Here is a 15,078-nt window from a genome sequence, read left to right as displayed (position 1 = left end):
GGCGCCGTCCCGGCGGGCGACACGGTTCGAACTGTCGGCTATACGACGCCATCCCAAGTCGACACCGAAAGCCGCAGTGCGGGTGGTCGGCTCGGGTGCGGGCAGGTAGACGGTGAAGCCTCGTGGCCGGCACGAGGCTGTCACTCTGCTGCGGGATGGAGCCTTGTGTCGTCCCGGTAGCGGATGTGCCGGGCGGTGTGTACTGCGTTCTGCGTAGCAGGGAGTGTCGGCGGGCGGACGATGACGGGACAGGCCGGCCCGGACACGCTTGAGGGGTACCCGAGAGCAGATCTGGAGACCTCACTCATGGCCACCTTCCGCTGTCGACTTCGTGGTCGGCATCGTGTTCATGGTGGGCATCGTGTTCATGGTGGGCATCGTGTTCGGTCTGGCCTCGGCTGTCCTGCTCGACACGAAACGGAGTGCTGACAACGTGGGTCACAGGCAGGAAGGCGAACAGAACACCACCGGCGGCCACCAGCCTGCCGGTCTCCATACCGCCGGTATGGCCGGCGGCGATGTCGGCGATGTCGGCGATGTCTGCGAGGTCGGGGGCGAGCTCCCGCGCCCCGCGGACACCCGGCCCCACCTGGCACAATCGCCCACCCGGCCGCTGCCGCCGGGTGGACCGGACGATCTCGACGCACGACGGTGGGGACCACCCGTGGCGCAGGGACCAGCCGGGACGGAGGCAGTGCCCGGGACGGAAGAGCTGCCCGGGGCGCAGGGGCTGTCGGGTGCGGAGCCTCATCGCCGTCGCCGCCGGCGGTCCCGACGCCGGCTGCTTCTGATCGTCCTTGTCCTCCAGGTCGTCGTGCTCAGCGTGGTGGACCGGGTCGGGGCCCACGTCGCGGCATCCCAATTGGTCAGCCAGGTCCAGAAGAGCCAGCACCTGCCGAGCAGGCCGGAGGCGTCCGTCGGAGGGATTCCGTTCCTGACCCAGGTGATGTCGGGCAGCTACAAGGACATCGGCTTCCGGATGCACCGGATCGCCGTACCCGACCTGTGTGTCGACGACATCAACGTGCACCTCAACGGTGTGCACGTCCCGCTTCGCAAGATGATCAATAACGATGTGAAGACGGTGCCGATCGACCGGGTGGTCGGTTCGGTGCGCTTCACCTTCACCGACCTCAATGCCTACCTCGCCACCCAACCCGGGAAGGTCCAGTTGGCTCCGGCCGGAACAGGCATGCAGGTCTCGGCGCCCGTGGATATCCCGATCGTCGGGCAGATCACGGTCTTCGGTGATGTGCAGGCGAGCGTCCAGAACAACCGACTCACAATCGTGCCCACCGGTATCGGCGTGAAGGGCCTGGGTGCCTTGAGTATCCTGCACGGCGCGGTGCAGATCCTGACCGTGACGGTGCCACTCAGCGGGCTGCCCATGAATCTGCAGTTGACCTCGGCGAAGGCGACATCGACCGGCATCGAGGTGACCGCCGAAGCGGATCACATCACGCTGGACGCGACACAGACAACGACGACGGCGACGCCCCCGATCCGGGGCTGCTGAGCCCATCCCGCTGGCCACATCCCGCGGCGGGCGCGGTCGGTCACGTCCGCCTTTTCGGCGAAGGCCGCGTCGCCTGGGTTGAGATCGAACGCGGCGACGTGGTAGCCGTCGGCGCTCAGCCGTTCCGCGACGGCCCGGCCGATGCCGGAGCCGCCACCGGTTACGACAGCGGTCCTCATGAGAAGGCCTCCTCGCCCACGAGGGTGATCCTGTGCAGGGTTCGCTGCGAGGATGCGTCATACGGCAGAGCCTGGTACAATATGCCGGTATTATCCCAGATTATCAGGTCGCCGACCTGCCAGTCGTGGGTGTAGCGGAAGCGCTCCTGGGTGGACCAGGCGAGCAGTTCGTCCGGGAGCGCTCGGCTCTCGGTGGGCTCCATGCCGATGACGTACTCGGCCGTTGCGCCGATCACGGCAGAGCTGCGCGATCACCTCGCGGCTGCTGGTGCCCAGGGCCCATCACGACGCGATCGTCGAGCAGGTCGCGGCCTATCTCGGCCGAGTGACCTACGGTGATCCCACCGATCCCAAGACCTTCATGGGGCCGCTGATCAGTGAACGGCAGCGCGACAGGGTGGACGGCATGGTCCAGCGGGCCGTCGCGGCGGGCGCGACGCTGGTGACCGGCGGCAAGCGGGTCGATCCTGGCTTCTTTTACACGCCGACGCTGCTCACCGGGGTCGATCCGGCCAGCGAGATCGCGCAGAACAAGATCTTCGGACCGGTGCTCGCGGTGATCCCCTACGACGGCGAGGACGACGCCGTTCGTATCGCCAACGACTCGATCTTCGGCCTGTCCGGTGCGGTGTACAGCCGCGACGAGGACCGGGCCCTCGCGGTGGCGCGCAGGATCCGCAGCGGCACGATCAGCGTCAACGGCGGCAACTACTTCTCCCCCGACGCCCCCTTCGGCGGGTACAAGCAGTCGGGCATCGGCCGGGAAAGTGGCGTCGCCGGCCTCGAGGAGTTCCAGGAGCGCAAGAGCATCGCCGTGCCGGTCGCGTGACGCCGCAGGTGGCCGGCGCGGTCACCTGATCGCTCAGGGTAGTGGCGTCCATCGGACGCCACTACCAGCACGTCACTTGTTACGGCGCATCAGCCTGTCGGCGGCATCCCAGTGCTCGTCGGCCACCCACAGGCGCGCGAAGGCGCGCGCCGCCTCGTGCGGAGGGACGGTTCCGGTCATGACGCGCTTGATCTCTCTGGCCGGGCCGGTGGCGAGTGACCTGGCCAGGGAGCGCCAGCCGTCCTCAAAGGAGGCCCGGGGCAGCACCTGGTCCACCAGCCCGACACGCTGGGCCTCAGCGGCGTCGAGCAGCGTTCCGGCGCCCGCGAGCAGCAGTGCTCTGCCCCTGCCGACCAGGGCGGCGAGTCGCTCGGCGCCACCCCAGGCAGGCATGATCGCCAGCGTCGTCTGGTTGAAGCCGATTGTGATGTCGTCGGCGGCGACGCGGATGTCGGCGGCCACCGCGACCTCGGCCCCGCCACCCAGGGCGTGGCCGTTGAGCGCGGCGATCACCGGGGCGGGGAAGGCGGCGAGCCGATCGCAGAATCCCCGCATCCGCAGGGCCATGCCGGTCGCTTCGTCCTCCGTTCGGATCGCCGCCAGTTCCTTCAGATCGCCGCCCGAGACGAACGCCCGGTCGCCGGCACCTCTGATGACCAGTGCCGCAGCGCCTGCTGCCGCGTCGAGGGCCTTGTCCAACTCGCCCATGGTGGCCAGCGCGATGGCGTTGCGTGCATGTGGTCGGTCGATGGTGATGACCGCCAGCCCCCGGTCCACTTCAAGATCTATCATGCACTCTGCTCCATGGACGAGATCAATATTCTCGATGGCGAGAGTAGCATTTCCGAAGGTGGCGGGGTTGGCGGTCAGCTCCTCTGACGGACCGGCAGAATCACCGCTGAGGGGTGTGTCGGGTCGCGGTACACCGCCTGGTCGGCGGCGTGGAGGGTGGTGGCGGCGGCGCGTGGTTCGCCGGTGCCGGGGTTGCGGGCGTAGCGGGGGAAGGCTCCGCTGGAGACCTGGACCCGGATCCGGTGGCCACGCTTGAAACGGTAGGCGGTCGGCCACAGCCCGACGGTCACGCAAGAGGTCTCGTCGGCGCCGGACAGGCTGGTCAGACCGTCGCAGACGTTGTACGAGCGGCCGCGGGGGTCGACGTCGCAGAGCCGGACGAACACGTCGGCGTGGGGCTGGCTGGAGCGGAACCAGATCTCGGCGTTGACCTCGCCGATGACCTCGACGTCCTGGTCGAGTACGGCGGTGGTGTAGGTGAGCACGTCCGCGCGGGCCTCCAGGGCCGTGTTGTCGACGCGGCCGCTGTCGGTGAGCAGGCGCACGCCGCCGACCGCGGGGGTGGGATCCGCCGGGTCGTAGCGGTACCGGTCGGGCGCCGATTCGCCGGGCTGTTCGGTCGACAGCGCACCGTCGGGCCGCAGATGGAAGCGCTGCGCCGCATAGCCGCTCGGCGGCCACGAGTCGACGTCACGCCAGGCGTCCTCGCCCATCACGAACAGCCGTACCGCTGCGCGATGCGGTGGCTGGTCGCCGCGTGCGTGTGGAAGGCCGAACTCGATGGCCTCGTTGATCGCCGTGTTGTTGAACGACGTGTGCGTCCACGGCCCGATCGTGAGCCGGGCCGGGCGCCCCGCCGCCTGCAGGATCTGGAAGTCGCGGAGCTGGCCGGGCAGGAAGATGTCGTACCAGCCGCCGATCGAGCTGACCGGCACGGTCACGTCGGCCACCCGGTGCCGGTGGTCGATGCCGGCCCAGCGCGGGTCGTCCGTGTCGTGCGCGAGGATGTCCTGGATGTAGTCCGTGCGGTGGCCGACGGCGGCGACATCGGCCCGGCCCAGCGGAAGCGTGTACAGCGCGCGGCGTGTTCTCCTGTCCTGGATCGGTTTGCCGAACGTCGCCCAACGGCGTTCCATGGTGGCGATCAGCGCACCCCATGCGAACGGCGTCTCCAGGGACATGCCGTCCTTGCGCAGGAACTCCAGTGTCAGCGCCGACTCGGTCATATGCGGGATCATCGCCTTGACCTCCGGCGGCAGGTGATCGGCCACCGCCCACTGGACGTAGCCCAGGTAGCTCAGGCCGACCAGCACGATCGAGCCGCCGAACCACGGCTGCTTGACCACCCACTCCAGCGTCGCGAGGCCGTCCTCGCGTTCCTGCCGCAGCGGGTCGAAGATCCCACCGGAGCCGAACCCGCCGCGGGTGCTCTGGATCAGCACCTGGAACCCGCGTTCGGCCAGCGGCCTGGCCATGCTCAGGCCGAACACCCCCGCCCGGCCGTACGGGGAACGGAGCAGAGCGGTCGGTAACGTCTCGCCACCGACCCGTGGCGCCCACCTGTCCGCCAGCAGGTCGACCCCGTCGGGCATCGGCACTTGAAGATCTCGCTGGATGACCAGATCCCGGGTCGCGGGCGGGGAGAGTTTCAGTATGCGCTGGAGGAGATGGCTACTCAGGTTCATCGTTCTCCCAGGTCTGGAATTTGGGTTTCCTCTTTGAGGGAGTTCTACTCTCGTGAAGCGAGAGACAACAATATGCGAACAATACCTGTCAAGCTGGTCAGCCGGTACGAAGCGGAGGGCTGGTGGACGCCGGACACGATCGGAGACCTGCTGACGCGTGGGCTCGCGGCCGTGGTGCGGTGTAAGGCCGGACACCCCATGCCCACGCTCGACCAGGTGCGGGCCCACTTCGACCGCTGCACCGCTGCACCGGACCGCCGAGGATCGTTGCCATGGCCGGCCGCCGTCCGGTACACGTCGATCAGGTGGAATAACCCGTCCAGTAACCGGGAGCGCGATGGCAGTCGAATGTCACCTCTACCTACCCCAGCTGCGGATGTCGATGGATGGCATCGTCGAGCGCGCGGGTGCCGCGGAACGCACCGGTTTCACCGGCATCGCGCTGATGGACCATCTCGCCCCGCCCGGTGCGCTTGACGCGCCGATGTTCGAAGCGATCGTGTCCGCCACCTGGCTGGCCGCCCGCACCGAGCGGCTGGCCGTCGGTCACCTGGTGCTCTGCGATGCGTTCCGGCATCCAGCGCTGCTGGCCAAGCAGGCGGTCACCCTCGACCATGCGTCCGGGGGCCGTTTCGAGCTGGGCCTGGGCTGGGGTTCCATGCCCGATGAGATCGGGGCCTACGGCATCGGCGACGTCGCGCCGCGGGTGCGCGTCGCCCGGTTGGCCGAGACGCTCGAGGTCCTGCAGCGGCTGTGGTCCGGCGAAACGGTGAATTACCAGGGGCTCCACCACACGCTCCGCGATGTGCGCCCTCGCCCGACCCCGCTGCGGCACATCCCGATCGTGATCGGCGGAACGGGGCCGCGCACCCTCGACCTGGTGGCAGCCTACGCCGACTGGTGGAATCTACCCGTCACCGCACTTGAGCACCTCGACCGGCTGCGGCCGCGGGCGGGAAAGGCCCGGGTCTCCGTTCAGCAGCTCGTCACCGTCATCTCGACGGAAGCGGAGCGGACGGCGACGGTCGCCACCGCGCTGCGCCGATTCGGCCCGATGGCCGGCGAGAATGGGATGGTCGTCGGGAACGTCCGCGAGCTGACAGCTCATTTCCGCGCGCTTGCCGATCGCGGTGTGGAGCGCTTTTACACCTGGTTCACCGATTTCGCCCCGACGCCGACGCTCGAAATATTCGGTGAGGTCATCGCGGCGCTGCGCTGAGCGCCTTCCGCACCTCCGCGCGGCATATGTGCGGTGCGGAGGTGCGGAGGTGCGGAGGTGCGGAGTGCGCTCTCATCTCGTCGGATGTGCTCTTATTTCGGCGGGAACCGAAGTGCGCCGTCGAGGCGGATGACTTCGCCGTTGAGGTAGTCGTTCTCGACGATGTTCTGAACAAGGGCCGCGTACTCGGCGGGTCGGCCCATGCGCTTGGGATGCGGGATTCGGGGGCCCCAGGCCGCTTCCAACTGCTCGCCTGCCTTGCCATATGCCGGGGTCAGGAACATTCCCGGGGCGATCGTGACGACGCGGATCCCGAACGGAGACAGATCGCGGGCGGCGACGAGGGTCATGCCCACCACGCCGCCCTTGGCGGCCGCGTAGGGGACCTGCCCGATCTGGCCTTCGTATGCCGCGATCGACGCGGTGTTGATGATGACACCCCGGTCGTCGTCGACGGGCTCCTGCCGGGCAATCGCGGCGGCGGCCAGGCGCAGCACGTTGAAGACACCGGTCAGGTAATACTCGATGGTCGTCCGGAACCCGGCGAGGTCGAGCGGTTTGCCGTCCTTGTTGATCAGCCGTCCCCCGCTCGCCGGGCCGCCGTGGGTGTCCACGGAGATTCTCAGCGGCCCCGCGGCTTCCGCCTCGGCCATCGCAGCCTGGACGTCATCCTCGTTGGTGGCGTCGGCGCTCACGTCGATCGGCGGGGGCCGTTGCGGTGCGGCTCCCTGATCAAGAGAAAGATCCAAAACCGGCTCTTAAAGATCGAAGACAGGCTCTTACCGCGCGATCGACCCGGCACCGACCATCCGCCGGCATTCCGGGGCCGCCGCTACCGACTCGTCGACGATCTAGCCTTGGGCGAATCCCGCGGCGCAGAAATCCCACACCTCGTCGGCGGTGATGGGATGGGGATTCTCGTCGTCGGCGACCCCGCTGGACTGGGCGACGAACATGACCGTCTCCATCGTGAGCGCGGCCGCGCGGCGGGGCTTGAGGCCGGAGCGCAGGTGCCCGGCGGCTTCGGCCTGCGACATCATTTCGGTGAACAGCGCGAGCATCGGCGCGTGGGCGACCTTCACCTCGGCAGGATGGGAGATCAGCAACTGCGGGGCGAAATCGGTGAACAGCGGACGCTGTGCGATCGGGTCGGGTCGGGAGAGCTCGAACAGCAGGTGGACGGCGACCTTCAGCTGGTCCAGGGGATCGGACTGGTCATACGCGGCCGCGCGGATCTGCTCGGTCCCCCGGCGCAGGGCGTCTTCGAACAGGGCGAGCAGCAGCTCATGCTTGCCGCCGAAGTGCTGGTAGAAGCTGCGCAGCGACTGGCGGGACCGGTCGACGACCTCCTGTACGGTGAAGTCGGTACTGCCCTTCTCCGTGATGATCAGGTGGGCTGCGTCGAGGAACCGCATCACCGTCCGCTCGGCCCGGAGCTTCGCGGCCTTGGTAGAGCGCTCGACCGCGCGTTGCTTCCAGGCCGGCTCTTCGCTTGGCATGATCACGGGCAGCTCCGCCTTCTGCACCATGTGCAGAACCTTACTGCACGGTACTGGTCGGCCCACCGCCTCCGCTGGTCTGTGCTGCCGAAGGATAAGAAGACTCTTACTTCCATTCTCGGAGAATGATATTCTCGCACCTGTTCGCCTGGAATGCCAGCGAGGAGGGCCGTTCGTGGCTTGGATCTCCCAGACCGACCCTGAGATCGTGAGGCCGTTCAGCTCAGCCGACGCGCTGTCCGGTTCGGCGTTCGTCGGCGGGTTCGTCCCAGAATATCGGGATGCTCCTTGAGCTCGACGCCGACCAGCAGCTGTGGCAGAAGACCGTCCACGAGGTCCTCGCCAGACAGTGCCCGCCCGCGCTGGTCCGGGGGGTCGTCGACGACGGCGTGGAGCCGGCTCCGCTCTGGCGGGTCTACGCCGACCTCGGCTGGACCGAGCTGATCGAACCCGCCGAGACCGTGGAGCTGGCGATCGCCGCTGACGACCCACGCCGGCGGGTGGCCGCGGGGCCATGGGCTTCACCTGGGAGAACGATCTTCAGTTCGCGCTCAAGCGGGCGAAAGCGGGCGAGTTGCTGCTGGGCGGCGCGGCCGAGCACATCGCCACGATGCCATCGTTCGGGCTGCGCCAGGCCAAACGTGCCGTCAACCAGACCCTGGACGTGTAGGGCTTCTACGCCGCGATCCAGTCGGTCTTCGACATTCACCAGACCGGGCACGGCAACGCCCTGGGCGTCAGCGGTTACCCGGTTCTGATGCGGCTGGACGAGATGAAGGCAAAGATGCAGTAGGTCCACAGGTGAACGAGAACGTCCGCGACGCTGCGTCCCTATTGCCGGGCGCTCTACGAAGGAGGAATGACGGTGCCGCAGCGGTCAGGCTCCCCGGGACCGGATGGCGGCGGGCCGCGGCCCCTGGCGGGGCTGCTGGTGGTCGGGCTCGAGCAGGTCGTCTCGGCTCCGATCGCCACCCGCCACCTCGCCGACATGGGAGCGCGGGTGGTGAAGGTCGAGAACCCGCGCGGCGGTGACTTCGCCCGGCATTACGACGGCGCGCAGGCCGGCATGGCCGCCCACTTCGTCTGGGTCAACCGGGGCAAGGAGTCGCTGAGCCTCAACCTGGCCGACCCGCGTGGCGCGGCCGTGCTGGAGCGGCTGCTGAGCCGGGCTGACGTCTTCATCCAGAACCTCGCCCCGGGTGCGGCGAGCCGGCGTGGGCTCGACGCCGAACATGCCTGCGCCCGGCATCCCCGCCTGATCGCGGTCGACATCTCGGGCTACGGCGAGGGCGGTCCGCTGTCCCACAAGCGGGCCTACGACCTGCTGGTGCAGTCCGAAGCCGGATCGTGCGCGGTCACCGGCGAGCCGGGCCGGCCGGCCAAGGCCGGGATCCCCCTGGCCGACCTCGGCGTCGGGATGTACGCCCTGACCTCAGTGCTCGCCGCGCTCTACGCCCGGGCGGCGACCGGGCGCGGCTCGGCGATCTCGGTGAGCATGTTCGACGTGGTCGCCGAGTGGATGGGCTACCCGCTGAACTTCACGATGGGCACCGGTATCGAGCAGGACCCGGCCGGGGTGGGCTCGCCGGCTGTGGCGCCCTACGGCGCCTATGTGACGGCCGACGGGCAGACAGCCGTGCTCGGGACCACCAACGACGGCGAGTGGCAACGGCTGGCCCGTTCGGTGCTCGGCCGGCCGGACCTCGCCGACGACCCGGCTTTCGCCGGCAACGCCGACCGGGTCCGCGAGCGGTCCCACCTCGACGAGGTGATCAGCGCCTGGGCCAAGGGCGTCACTCTCAAGGAGGCCCAGGAGATCCTGGATGCGGCCGGGCTCGGCAACGCGCGCCTCAACGGTGTCCAGGACGTGCTCGACCATCCGCACCTGGCCGCCCGCGGGCGTTGGCGCGACGTGACGACGCCGACCGGGGTCGTGCGCGCGCTGCTGCCGCCGCCGGTCGCAGCCGAATGGTCGCCGCCGATGGACGCTGTGCCCGCGCTCGGCGAGCACACCGACGCGGTGCTCGCCGAGCTGGGCTACGAGCCCGCCGAGATCGAGGCCTGGCGACGCGACGGGGTCATCTGACCCCCTGTGCGGCGTGCGGCGTGCGGCGTGCGGTGTGCGCGTGGGTGCGCGCGCCGCAGCGGCCGAGGCGGCACGGGTGATCGATTCCGCCTGACCCTACGGGACGCCGTCGGCCCAGCTCGCAGCTCCGTGAGCCAGCCCGGCCGCCATCTCGTGTAAGATCCGGCTCATGCTGGGGACATCCGCCGTCACGATGGCGATGCGTAGCCGGATGATGATGGTCTCCGGCCTCCTCCGCATGTCCTGACCGACTGACGAGGAGGCCCCCGACCCGGAGCCTCCTCAACCCGGAGCGGCGACCGGCGGGGCAGAAGGGCCGTGATGGGTCGCTACTTTGTGACGACAGCAATTCCGTATGTCAACGGTAGACCGCACGTCGGACACGCCTTGGAGATGGTCCAGACTGACGTCCTGGCGCGCCACCGCCGCCAACGTGGTGATGACGTCCGTTTCCAGACCGGCACCGATGACAACGCCCTGAAGAACGTACAGGGTGCCGAAGCCGAGGGCATCACTCCACAAGAGTACGTCGATAAGGTCGCCGCGCGTTTTGCCTCCCTTCGCGAGTCCCTGAACCTCTCATATGACGACTTCATCAAGACAAGTTCCGATCCACGGCACCGCCCAGGCGTGAACAAGCTGTGGGCAGCCTGCGCAGAGCGCGGTGATTTCTACCGTAAAAGCTACGCCGGTCTGTACTGCGTCGGATGTGAACTATTCTATTCGCCGGACGAACTCGCCGACGGCCGATGCCCTGAGCACGGCATCACTCCGGAGATGGTTGAGGAGAATAACTGGTTTTTCCGACTCAGTCGCTACCAGGAGCAACTGATCAAGCTTATTTCCGATGATACGCTCCACATCGAGCCGGCGTCGCGTAAGCGCGAGGTTCTGTCTTTTGTCGAGGCTGGGCTGGAGGACTTCAGCGTTTCCCGCAGTATGACCCGTGCACGCGGTTGGGGAATCCCCGTACCCGGCGACCCCGACCAGGTTATTTATGTCTGGTACGACGCACTTGCCAACTACATCACCGCACCAGGTTACGGCACCGATGATGACACGTTTCGTCACTGGTGGACCGATGCCGATCGGCGTGTTCACGTCATCGGTAAGGGCATAATTCGCTTTCATGCGGTCTACTGGCCCGCCATGCTGATTTCTGCCGGCATTCGCCTGCCCGACACCATCCTTGTACACGAGTACTTGACTGCCAATGGCGAGAAAATCAGTAAGTCTGCCGGCAACGCCGAGGACCCCGCCGACATCGTCGCGCAATATGGCACCGACGCGTTGCGCTGGTGGATGCTACGAGACGTCGCCCGCACAGGCGACACCGACTACACCGCCGCACGCCTCGTCACCAGGGCCAATGAAGACCTTGCCAACAACATAGGTAATCTGGTCAACCGCACCGTTTCCATGGTCCGACGCTACCGCGATGGAGTGATACCTTCGATCGCGGCAGACAATCTTGAGGCGGCAGATCTGAGAGCCGCTCGCGCCGAGGCCGCCGATATTATCAACCAGGCTCTGGCCTCGTTTGACTTTCGTCGCGCCACCGAAACAATCATACGCCTCGGCGATCATGGAAATCGCTACGTCGAAGCCGTCGCACCATGGACACTGGCGAAAGCCGAACGCAAGGATGGCGCATCACCGCAACCGCTTGATGCAGCGCTTGGCGAACTCGTTGAAACATGTCGAGTGTTGGCGGCGCAGCTGGAACCCTTCCTTCCTGAAGCTGCTCACCGCATCGTCCAACAGTGCGGTGACAACGGCCCGACCGTTGCCGAGCCATTGCCGGTCTTTCCCCGTCTGGAAGTTTCCTCAACCTAAGAGCGCCCGGCAATAGGGACGTGGATGAAGGTGCGTGCCCCGGCTCCGTCGGCCCAGGTAGAACTCCGCTACCTGGGCCTCCTCGCACCTCGCGACGCATCCGCCCCAGCCGCACTCCTTGATCCGCATTCCCTTCGGCGCGACGAGTGGAAGGATGACGTCAGGAGGCGCCGGTTTTCGGGCGGAAAATGTATGTCAACCATCCACTCGTGCTGGGCCGGCTACCCACCAAGGCGTCGCTGTCACGGTGGGAGCACCGACCCTGGGTCGTTGCCGTTCCGGCGTTCGATCCGGGAACTGCCCGCCGGAAGATCTATTACGGCGAGACGGTGAGATCAACGAGGAACGGCACACCCGTGACCTGCGAGACCCACGACGTGGGGTGACAGGTGGTCAGAGCCTCAGGTGGTCAGAGCCTCAGGTGGTCAGAATCGACACGCCGGCCGTGCCGGGTGCGCCGTAGAGTTGACCGTAGCCCACCCGCGGGTTTCCTGGTACCTGCCGATCACCCGCATTCCCTCGCAGCTGCAGGACCAACTCGTGAATCTGCCGTAGGCCCGACGCCCCGATGGGTTCACCGTTGGCGATCAAACCGCCGTCGGTGTTGACCGTTTGAACCCGCCCTCCTTCGAGCCCTTTACCCATGTGCCGCGCGAGCAGGCCACGGTGGGGGCACTGCGCAAGCGAGCCGAAGGCCACGACATCGCAGTCCGCTCCCGCAGCCACCGGCTGGTCGAACCGGACCAAAAACGTGAAGCGCACCGCCCCCGGATGCGCGCGGCGATGAGCGCGGCGCAGTGAGCGATCTGGCCACGGCCACCGCCCGCCGTGAGGGCGACCACTACGTCGTCAACGGCTCGAAGACCTTCATCACCGGCGGGTTGAACGCGGACCTGTTCGTCACCGCGGTCAAGACCGATCCGACCCAGCGCCACGCCGGGCTGTCGCTGTTGGACCGGGCACTGACCGAGCATGCCGTCGGCGAGCTGACGTCGGCCGACGCGGCGAAGGTCAAGCTGTTCTGCACCGAGATGCAGGGCCGGGGCAGGCACCTCCCATCATCGTTCCCCATCCATCGTTGCGCGATGCACGGGTACCCCGGCTTCGTCGGTCGACACCCAACACCTCCGGTGCCTCCCTCCTCGCACCTTGCGATGCACGCACCCCGGTCCCGTTCCTTGATCCATGCCCCTACTGTCGGGCGCTCTTGGAGCGACTGATGTGTATCATGAACAACATCCGTGCTTCTCACCATCACGTAGTGATTAATGCCTGACTACCTGACTACCTGACTAAGAGCACCCGGCAACAGATGGCAACTCAGGTCTGCCGGGAAGTGGTCGTGATCATAACCGTGGTGTGAGGAGGGGTGCGCGAACGGTGGACAAAGTGGTTGCGAGTGCGGCCGAGGCGGTTTCCGGTATCGGCGACGGAGCATCTTTGGCGGTGGGCGGGTTCGGGCTGTGTGGCGTCCCGAGCACGCTGATCGAGGCATTGATGAATGCGGGCATCACCAATCTTGAGACGGTCAGCAACAACTGTGGGGTCGACCGCTGGGGGCTGGGGGTTCTTTTGCGAGCCGGCCGCATCCGTCGCACGACCGGGTCCTATGTCGGTGAGAACAAGGAGTTCGAGCGGCAGTTCCTCGGCGGGGAGCTGGAGGTCGAACTCGTTCCACAGGGGACGCTGGCTGAGCGGCTGCGGGCCGGCGGGGCGGGGATCCCGGCTTTCTACACCCCGGCAGGGGTGGGAACCCAGGTAGCCGACGGCGGTCTGCCGTTGCGGTATGACCGGGCCGGTGGCGTCGCGCTTGCCTCGCCGCCGAAAGAGATTCGGGAGTTCGACGGGGTCCGCTACGTGCTGGAGCGGGCGATCGTCTGCGATTTCGCGTTGGTCCATGCGTGGAAGGGCGACCGGCACGGAAACCTCGTCTACCGGGCGAGCGCTGCGAACTTCAATCCGTTGTGTGCCGCCGCGGGCACGGTGACGATCGCCGAGGTGGAGGAGCTCGTCGAACCGGGTGAGCTGGACCCGGCCGGGATCCACACGCCTGGCATCTTCGTGCAGCACGTCGTCTGTGTCCCCCACCGCGAGAAGCAGATTGAGAAGAGAACGGTGACGCAGTGAGCGCGGGGGCCCCCGCGCCGCGGCGCGTGAATGCTGCGACGGAGGGACGGGAAGAATGGCACTGACGCGGGTAGAGCTCGCCGCACGGGTGGCGCGGGAGCTCGTCGACGGCCAGTACGTCAATCTGGGTATCGGCCTGCCGACGCTGGTACCGAACTATCTCCCGGCCGGTGTCACGGTCATCCTGCACAGCGAGAACGGGATTCTCGGTGTGGGGCCCTACCCGACTGAGGATGCCATCGACCCGGACCTGATCAATGCGGGTAAGGAGACGGTCACGGTGCTGCCGGGGGCGTCGTTCTTCGACTCCGCGGCATCGTTCGGGATGATCCGCGGAGGGCACGTCGACGTCGCGGTGCTCGGCGCCATGCAGGTGTCCGCCGCCGGCGATCTGGCCAACTGGATGATCCCCGGAAAGATGGTGAAGGGCATGGGCGGCGCGATGGACCTGGTCCACGGCGCCAGGCACGTCATCGTGATGATGGAACACGTGGCTCGGGACGGCAGCCACAAGATCCTCGACGAGTGCACGCTGCCGTTGACCGGCCAGGCCTGTGTGCACCGCATCATCACCGATCTGGCGGTGATCGACGTCGAGCCCGGCGTCGGTCTGATCCTGCGGGAGACCGCACCCGGCGTAACCGTGGACGACGTCCGCGCGGCCACCACACCGGAAATCAAGATCGTTCTTAACTGACCGGAAAGGGGGAGGCCCGGACGGACAAGGCGGGCAGACCAGCAAGGTCCACCTCGCCGCTGACCGGCGGTGCCGGCCGCTGGCGTTCGTCCTGACCGCGGGGCAGGCCGCGGACAGCCCGCAGTTCACCCCGGTGCTGGCGAAGGTCCGGGTCCCCGGGCCGGTCGGGCGTCCCCGCACCCGACCCGACGCGGTCGCCGCGGACAAGGCCTACTCGTCCCGCGGCAACCGCGCCTACCTGCGTAGACGCCACATCACGGCGGTCATCCCGGAGAAGGCCGACCAGGCCGCCAACCGGAAGAACAAGGGCCGCAGGGGCGGCCGACCCGTCCGCCACGACGCCGACCTGTACACGGAACGGAACACCGTCGAGCGTCTGATCAACAAGCTGAAGGACTGGTGAGGCATCGCCACCCGCTATGGCAAGATCCCGCAGAGCTATCTTGCTGGTCGCCATCTCCGCGCCTCGATGATCTAGATCAAGGAGCTCGCGCGGACCATCCCTTGATTGCAACCGAATACACGCCCTAACCGGCTACATGGGTCGAACAGGCTGCGCGGGTCGCCGACCGAACGGGAACACCACTGTCGGGAACATCGAGTCGGGGAGTTC

The 15,078-nt window shown here is 67.3% G+C and carries 11 protein-coding genes and 7 pseudogenes; 11 read left to right on the top strand and 7 right to left on the bottom strand.

The features are described 5' to 3' along the window. Nucleotides 1-349 precede the first annotated feature (349 nt). Nucleotides 350-1,516 (top strand): DUF2993 domain-containing protein, encoded by a 1,167-nt coding sequence (locus U9977_RS17775; protein ID WP_322750396.1) that lies wholly within the window; start codon nt 350-352, stop codon nt 1,514-1,516. Nucleotides 1,517-1,545: 29 nt separating this feature from the next. Here the strand turns inward: U9977_RS17775 and U9977_RS17770 are convergent. Continuing rightward, nucleotides 1,546-1,695, bottom strand: a pseudogene (locus U9977_RS17770) (SDR family NAD(P)-dependent oxidoreductase); the annotation flags it as partial. Further along, a complete protein-coding gene (locus U9977_RS17765; RefSeq protein WP_322750395.1) occupies nt 1,692-1,931 on the bottom strand; it encodes a TauD/TfdA dioxygenase family protein in 240 nt (79 codons plus the stop codon). The pseudogene U9977_RS17770 and the gene U9977_RS17765, both read right to left, overlap by 4 nt. A gap of 2 nt (nt 1,932-1,933) precedes the next feature. Here U9977_RS17765 and U9977_RS17760 point away from each other — a divergent pair. Further along, nucleotides 1,934-2,524: pseudogene (locus U9977_RS17760) on the top strand (aldehyde dehydrogenase family protein); the annotation flags it as partial. Between the two features lie 72 nt (nt 2,525-2,596). On the opposite strand, the gene U9977_RS17755 reads toward U9977_RS17760, so the two are convergent. Continuing rightward, nucleotides 2,597-3,316: an enoyl-CoA hydratase/isomerase family protein gene (locus U9977_RS17755; RefSeq protein WP_322750393.1), complete on the bottom strand. Its 720-nt coding sequence runs from the start codon at nt 3,314-3,316 to the stop codon at nt 2,597-2,599. Between the two features lie 74 nt (nt 3,317-3,390). After that, nucleotides 3,391-5,001, bottom strand: coding sequence for a CocE/NonD family hydrolase (locus tag U9977_RS17750; protein ID WP_322750392.1), 1,611 nt, complete (start codon nt 4,999-5,001; stop codon nt 3,391-3,393). 337 nt (nt 5,002-5,338) lie between these two features. Between U9977_RS17750 and U9977_RS17745 the strand changes: the two genes are divergently transcribed. Beyond that, nucleotides 5,339-6,220: an LLM class flavin-dependent oxidoreductase gene (locus tag U9977_RS17745; RefSeq protein WP_322750391.1), complete on the top strand. Its 882-nt coding sequence runs from the start codon at nt 5,339-5,341 to the stop codon at nt 6,218-6,220. 92 nt (nt 6,221-6,312) lie between these two features. On the opposite strand, the gene U9977_RS17740 is transcribed toward U9977_RS17745, so the two are convergent. Further along, nucleotides 6,313-6,969: an SDR family oxidoreductase gene (locus U9977_RS17740; protein ID WP_322750390.1), complete on the bottom strand. Its 657-nt coding sequence runs from the start codon at nt 6,967-6,969 to the stop codon at nt 6,313-6,315. Nucleotides 6,970-7,071: 102 nt separating this feature from the next. Continuing rightward, a complete protein-coding gene (locus tag U9977_RS17735; protein WP_322750389.1) occupies nt 7,072-7,749 on the bottom strand; it encodes a TetR/AcrR family transcriptional regulator in 678 nt (225 codons plus the stop codon). A gap of 251 nt (nt 7,750-8,000) precedes the next feature. Here U9977_RS17735 and U9977_RS27085 point away from each other — a divergent pair. The 4 genes and pseudogenes from U9977_RS27085 to metG form a co-directional block, all read left to right on the top strand. After that, a pseudogene (locus U9977_RS27085) lies at nt 8,001-8,326 on the top strand (acyl-CoA dehydrogenase); the annotation flags it as partial. Further along, nucleotides 8,312-8,512 (top strand): annotated as a pseudogene (locus U9977_RS17730) (enoyl-CoA hydratase); the annotation flags it as partial. The pseudogenes U9977_RS27085 and U9977_RS17730, both read left to right, overlap by 15 nt. A gap of 66 nt (nt 8,513-8,578) precedes the next feature. Then, nucleotides 8,579-9,805, top strand: coding sequence for a CoA transferase (locus tag U9977_RS17725; RefSeq protein ID WP_322750388.1), 1,227 nt, complete (start codon nt 8,579-8,581; stop codon nt 9,803-9,805). A gap of 321 nt (nt 9,806-10,126) precedes the next feature. Beyond that, nucleotides 10,127-11,641, top strand: a complete 1,515-nt coding sequence (metG, locus tag U9977_RS17720) for a methionine--tRNA ligase (protein WP_322750387.1) — start codon at nt 10,127-10,129, stop codon at nt 11,639-11,641. Nucleotides 11,642-12,058: 417 nt separating this feature from the next. Here metG and U9977_RS17715 read toward each other — a convergent pair. After that, nucleotides 12,059-12,250: pseudogene (locus U9977_RS17715) on the bottom strand (thiolase C-terminal domain-containing protein); the annotation flags it as partial. A gap of 176 nt (nt 12,251-12,426) precedes the next feature. Between U9977_RS17715 and U9977_RS17710 the strand changes: the two are divergent. The 4 genes and pseudogenes from U9977_RS17710 to U9977_RS17695 form a co-directional block, all read left to right on the top strand. Further along, a pseudogene (locus U9977_RS17710) lies at nt 12,427-12,594 on the top strand (acyl-CoA dehydrogenase family protein); the annotation flags it as partial. Between the two features lie 427 nt (nt 12,595-13,021). Further along, nucleotides 13,022-13,768: a CoA transferase subunit A gene (locus U9977_RS17705; protein WP_322750386.1), complete on the top strand. Its 747-nt coding sequence runs from the start codon at nt 13,022-13,024 to the stop codon at nt 13,766-13,768. Nucleotides 13,769-13,823: 55 nt separating this feature from the next. Beyond that, entirely contained in the window at nt 13,824-14,465 is a 642-nt protein-coding gene (locus tag U9977_RS17700; protein ID WP_322750385.1) for a CoA transferase subunit B, read from the top strand. A 25-nt stretch (nt 14,466-14,490) separates the two neighbouring features. Next, nucleotides 14,491-14,943 (top strand): annotated as a pseudogene (locus U9977_RS17695) (IS5 family transposase); the annotation flags it as partial. Nucleotides 14,944-15,078 lie beyond the last annotated feature (135 nt).

Origin of the sequence: Protofrankia sp. Cas8 (assembly GCF_963555845.1) — a bacterium.
Lineage (GTDB): Bacteria > Actinomycetota > Actinomycetes > Frankiales > Frankiaceae > Protofrankia.
This window is presented reverse-complemented; position numbering and strand designations above follow the sequence as displayed.

Excerpts from the sequence above, each read along its gene's own strand:
- U9977_RS17775 (WP_322750396.1), top strand. The coding sequence starts at position 350 with ATGGTGGGCATCGTGTTCATGGTGGGCATCGTGTTCGGTCTGGCCTCG.
- U9977_RS17755 (WP_322750393.1), bottom strand. The coding sequence starts at position 3,316 with ATGATAGATCTTGAAGTGGACCGGGGGCTGGCGGTCATCACCATCGAC.
- U9977_RS17750 (WP_322750392.1), bottom strand. The coding sequence starts at position 5,001 with ATGAACCTGAGTAGCCATCTCCTCCAGCGCATACTGAAACTCTCCCCG.
- U9977_RS17745 (WP_322750391.1), top strand. The coding sequence starts at position 5,339 with ATGGCAGTCGAATGTCACCTCTACCTACCCCAGCTGCGGATGTCGATG.
- U9977_RS17735 (WP_322750389.1), bottom strand. The coding sequence starts at position 7,749 with ATGGTGCAGAAGGCGGAGCTGCCCGTGATCATGCCAAGCGAAGAGCCG.
- U9977_RS17725 (WP_322750388.1), top strand. The coding sequence starts at position 8,579 with ATGACGGTGCCGCAGCGGTCAGGCTCCCCGGGACCGGATGGCGGCGGG.
- metG (WP_322750387.1), top strand. The coding sequence starts at position 10,127 with ATGGGTCGCTACTTTGTGACGACAGCAATTCCGTATGTCAACGGTAGA.
- U9977_RS17700 (WP_322750385.1), top strand. The coding sequence starts at position 13,824 with ATGGCACTGACGCGGGTAGAGCTCGCCGCACGGGTGGCGCGGGAGCTC.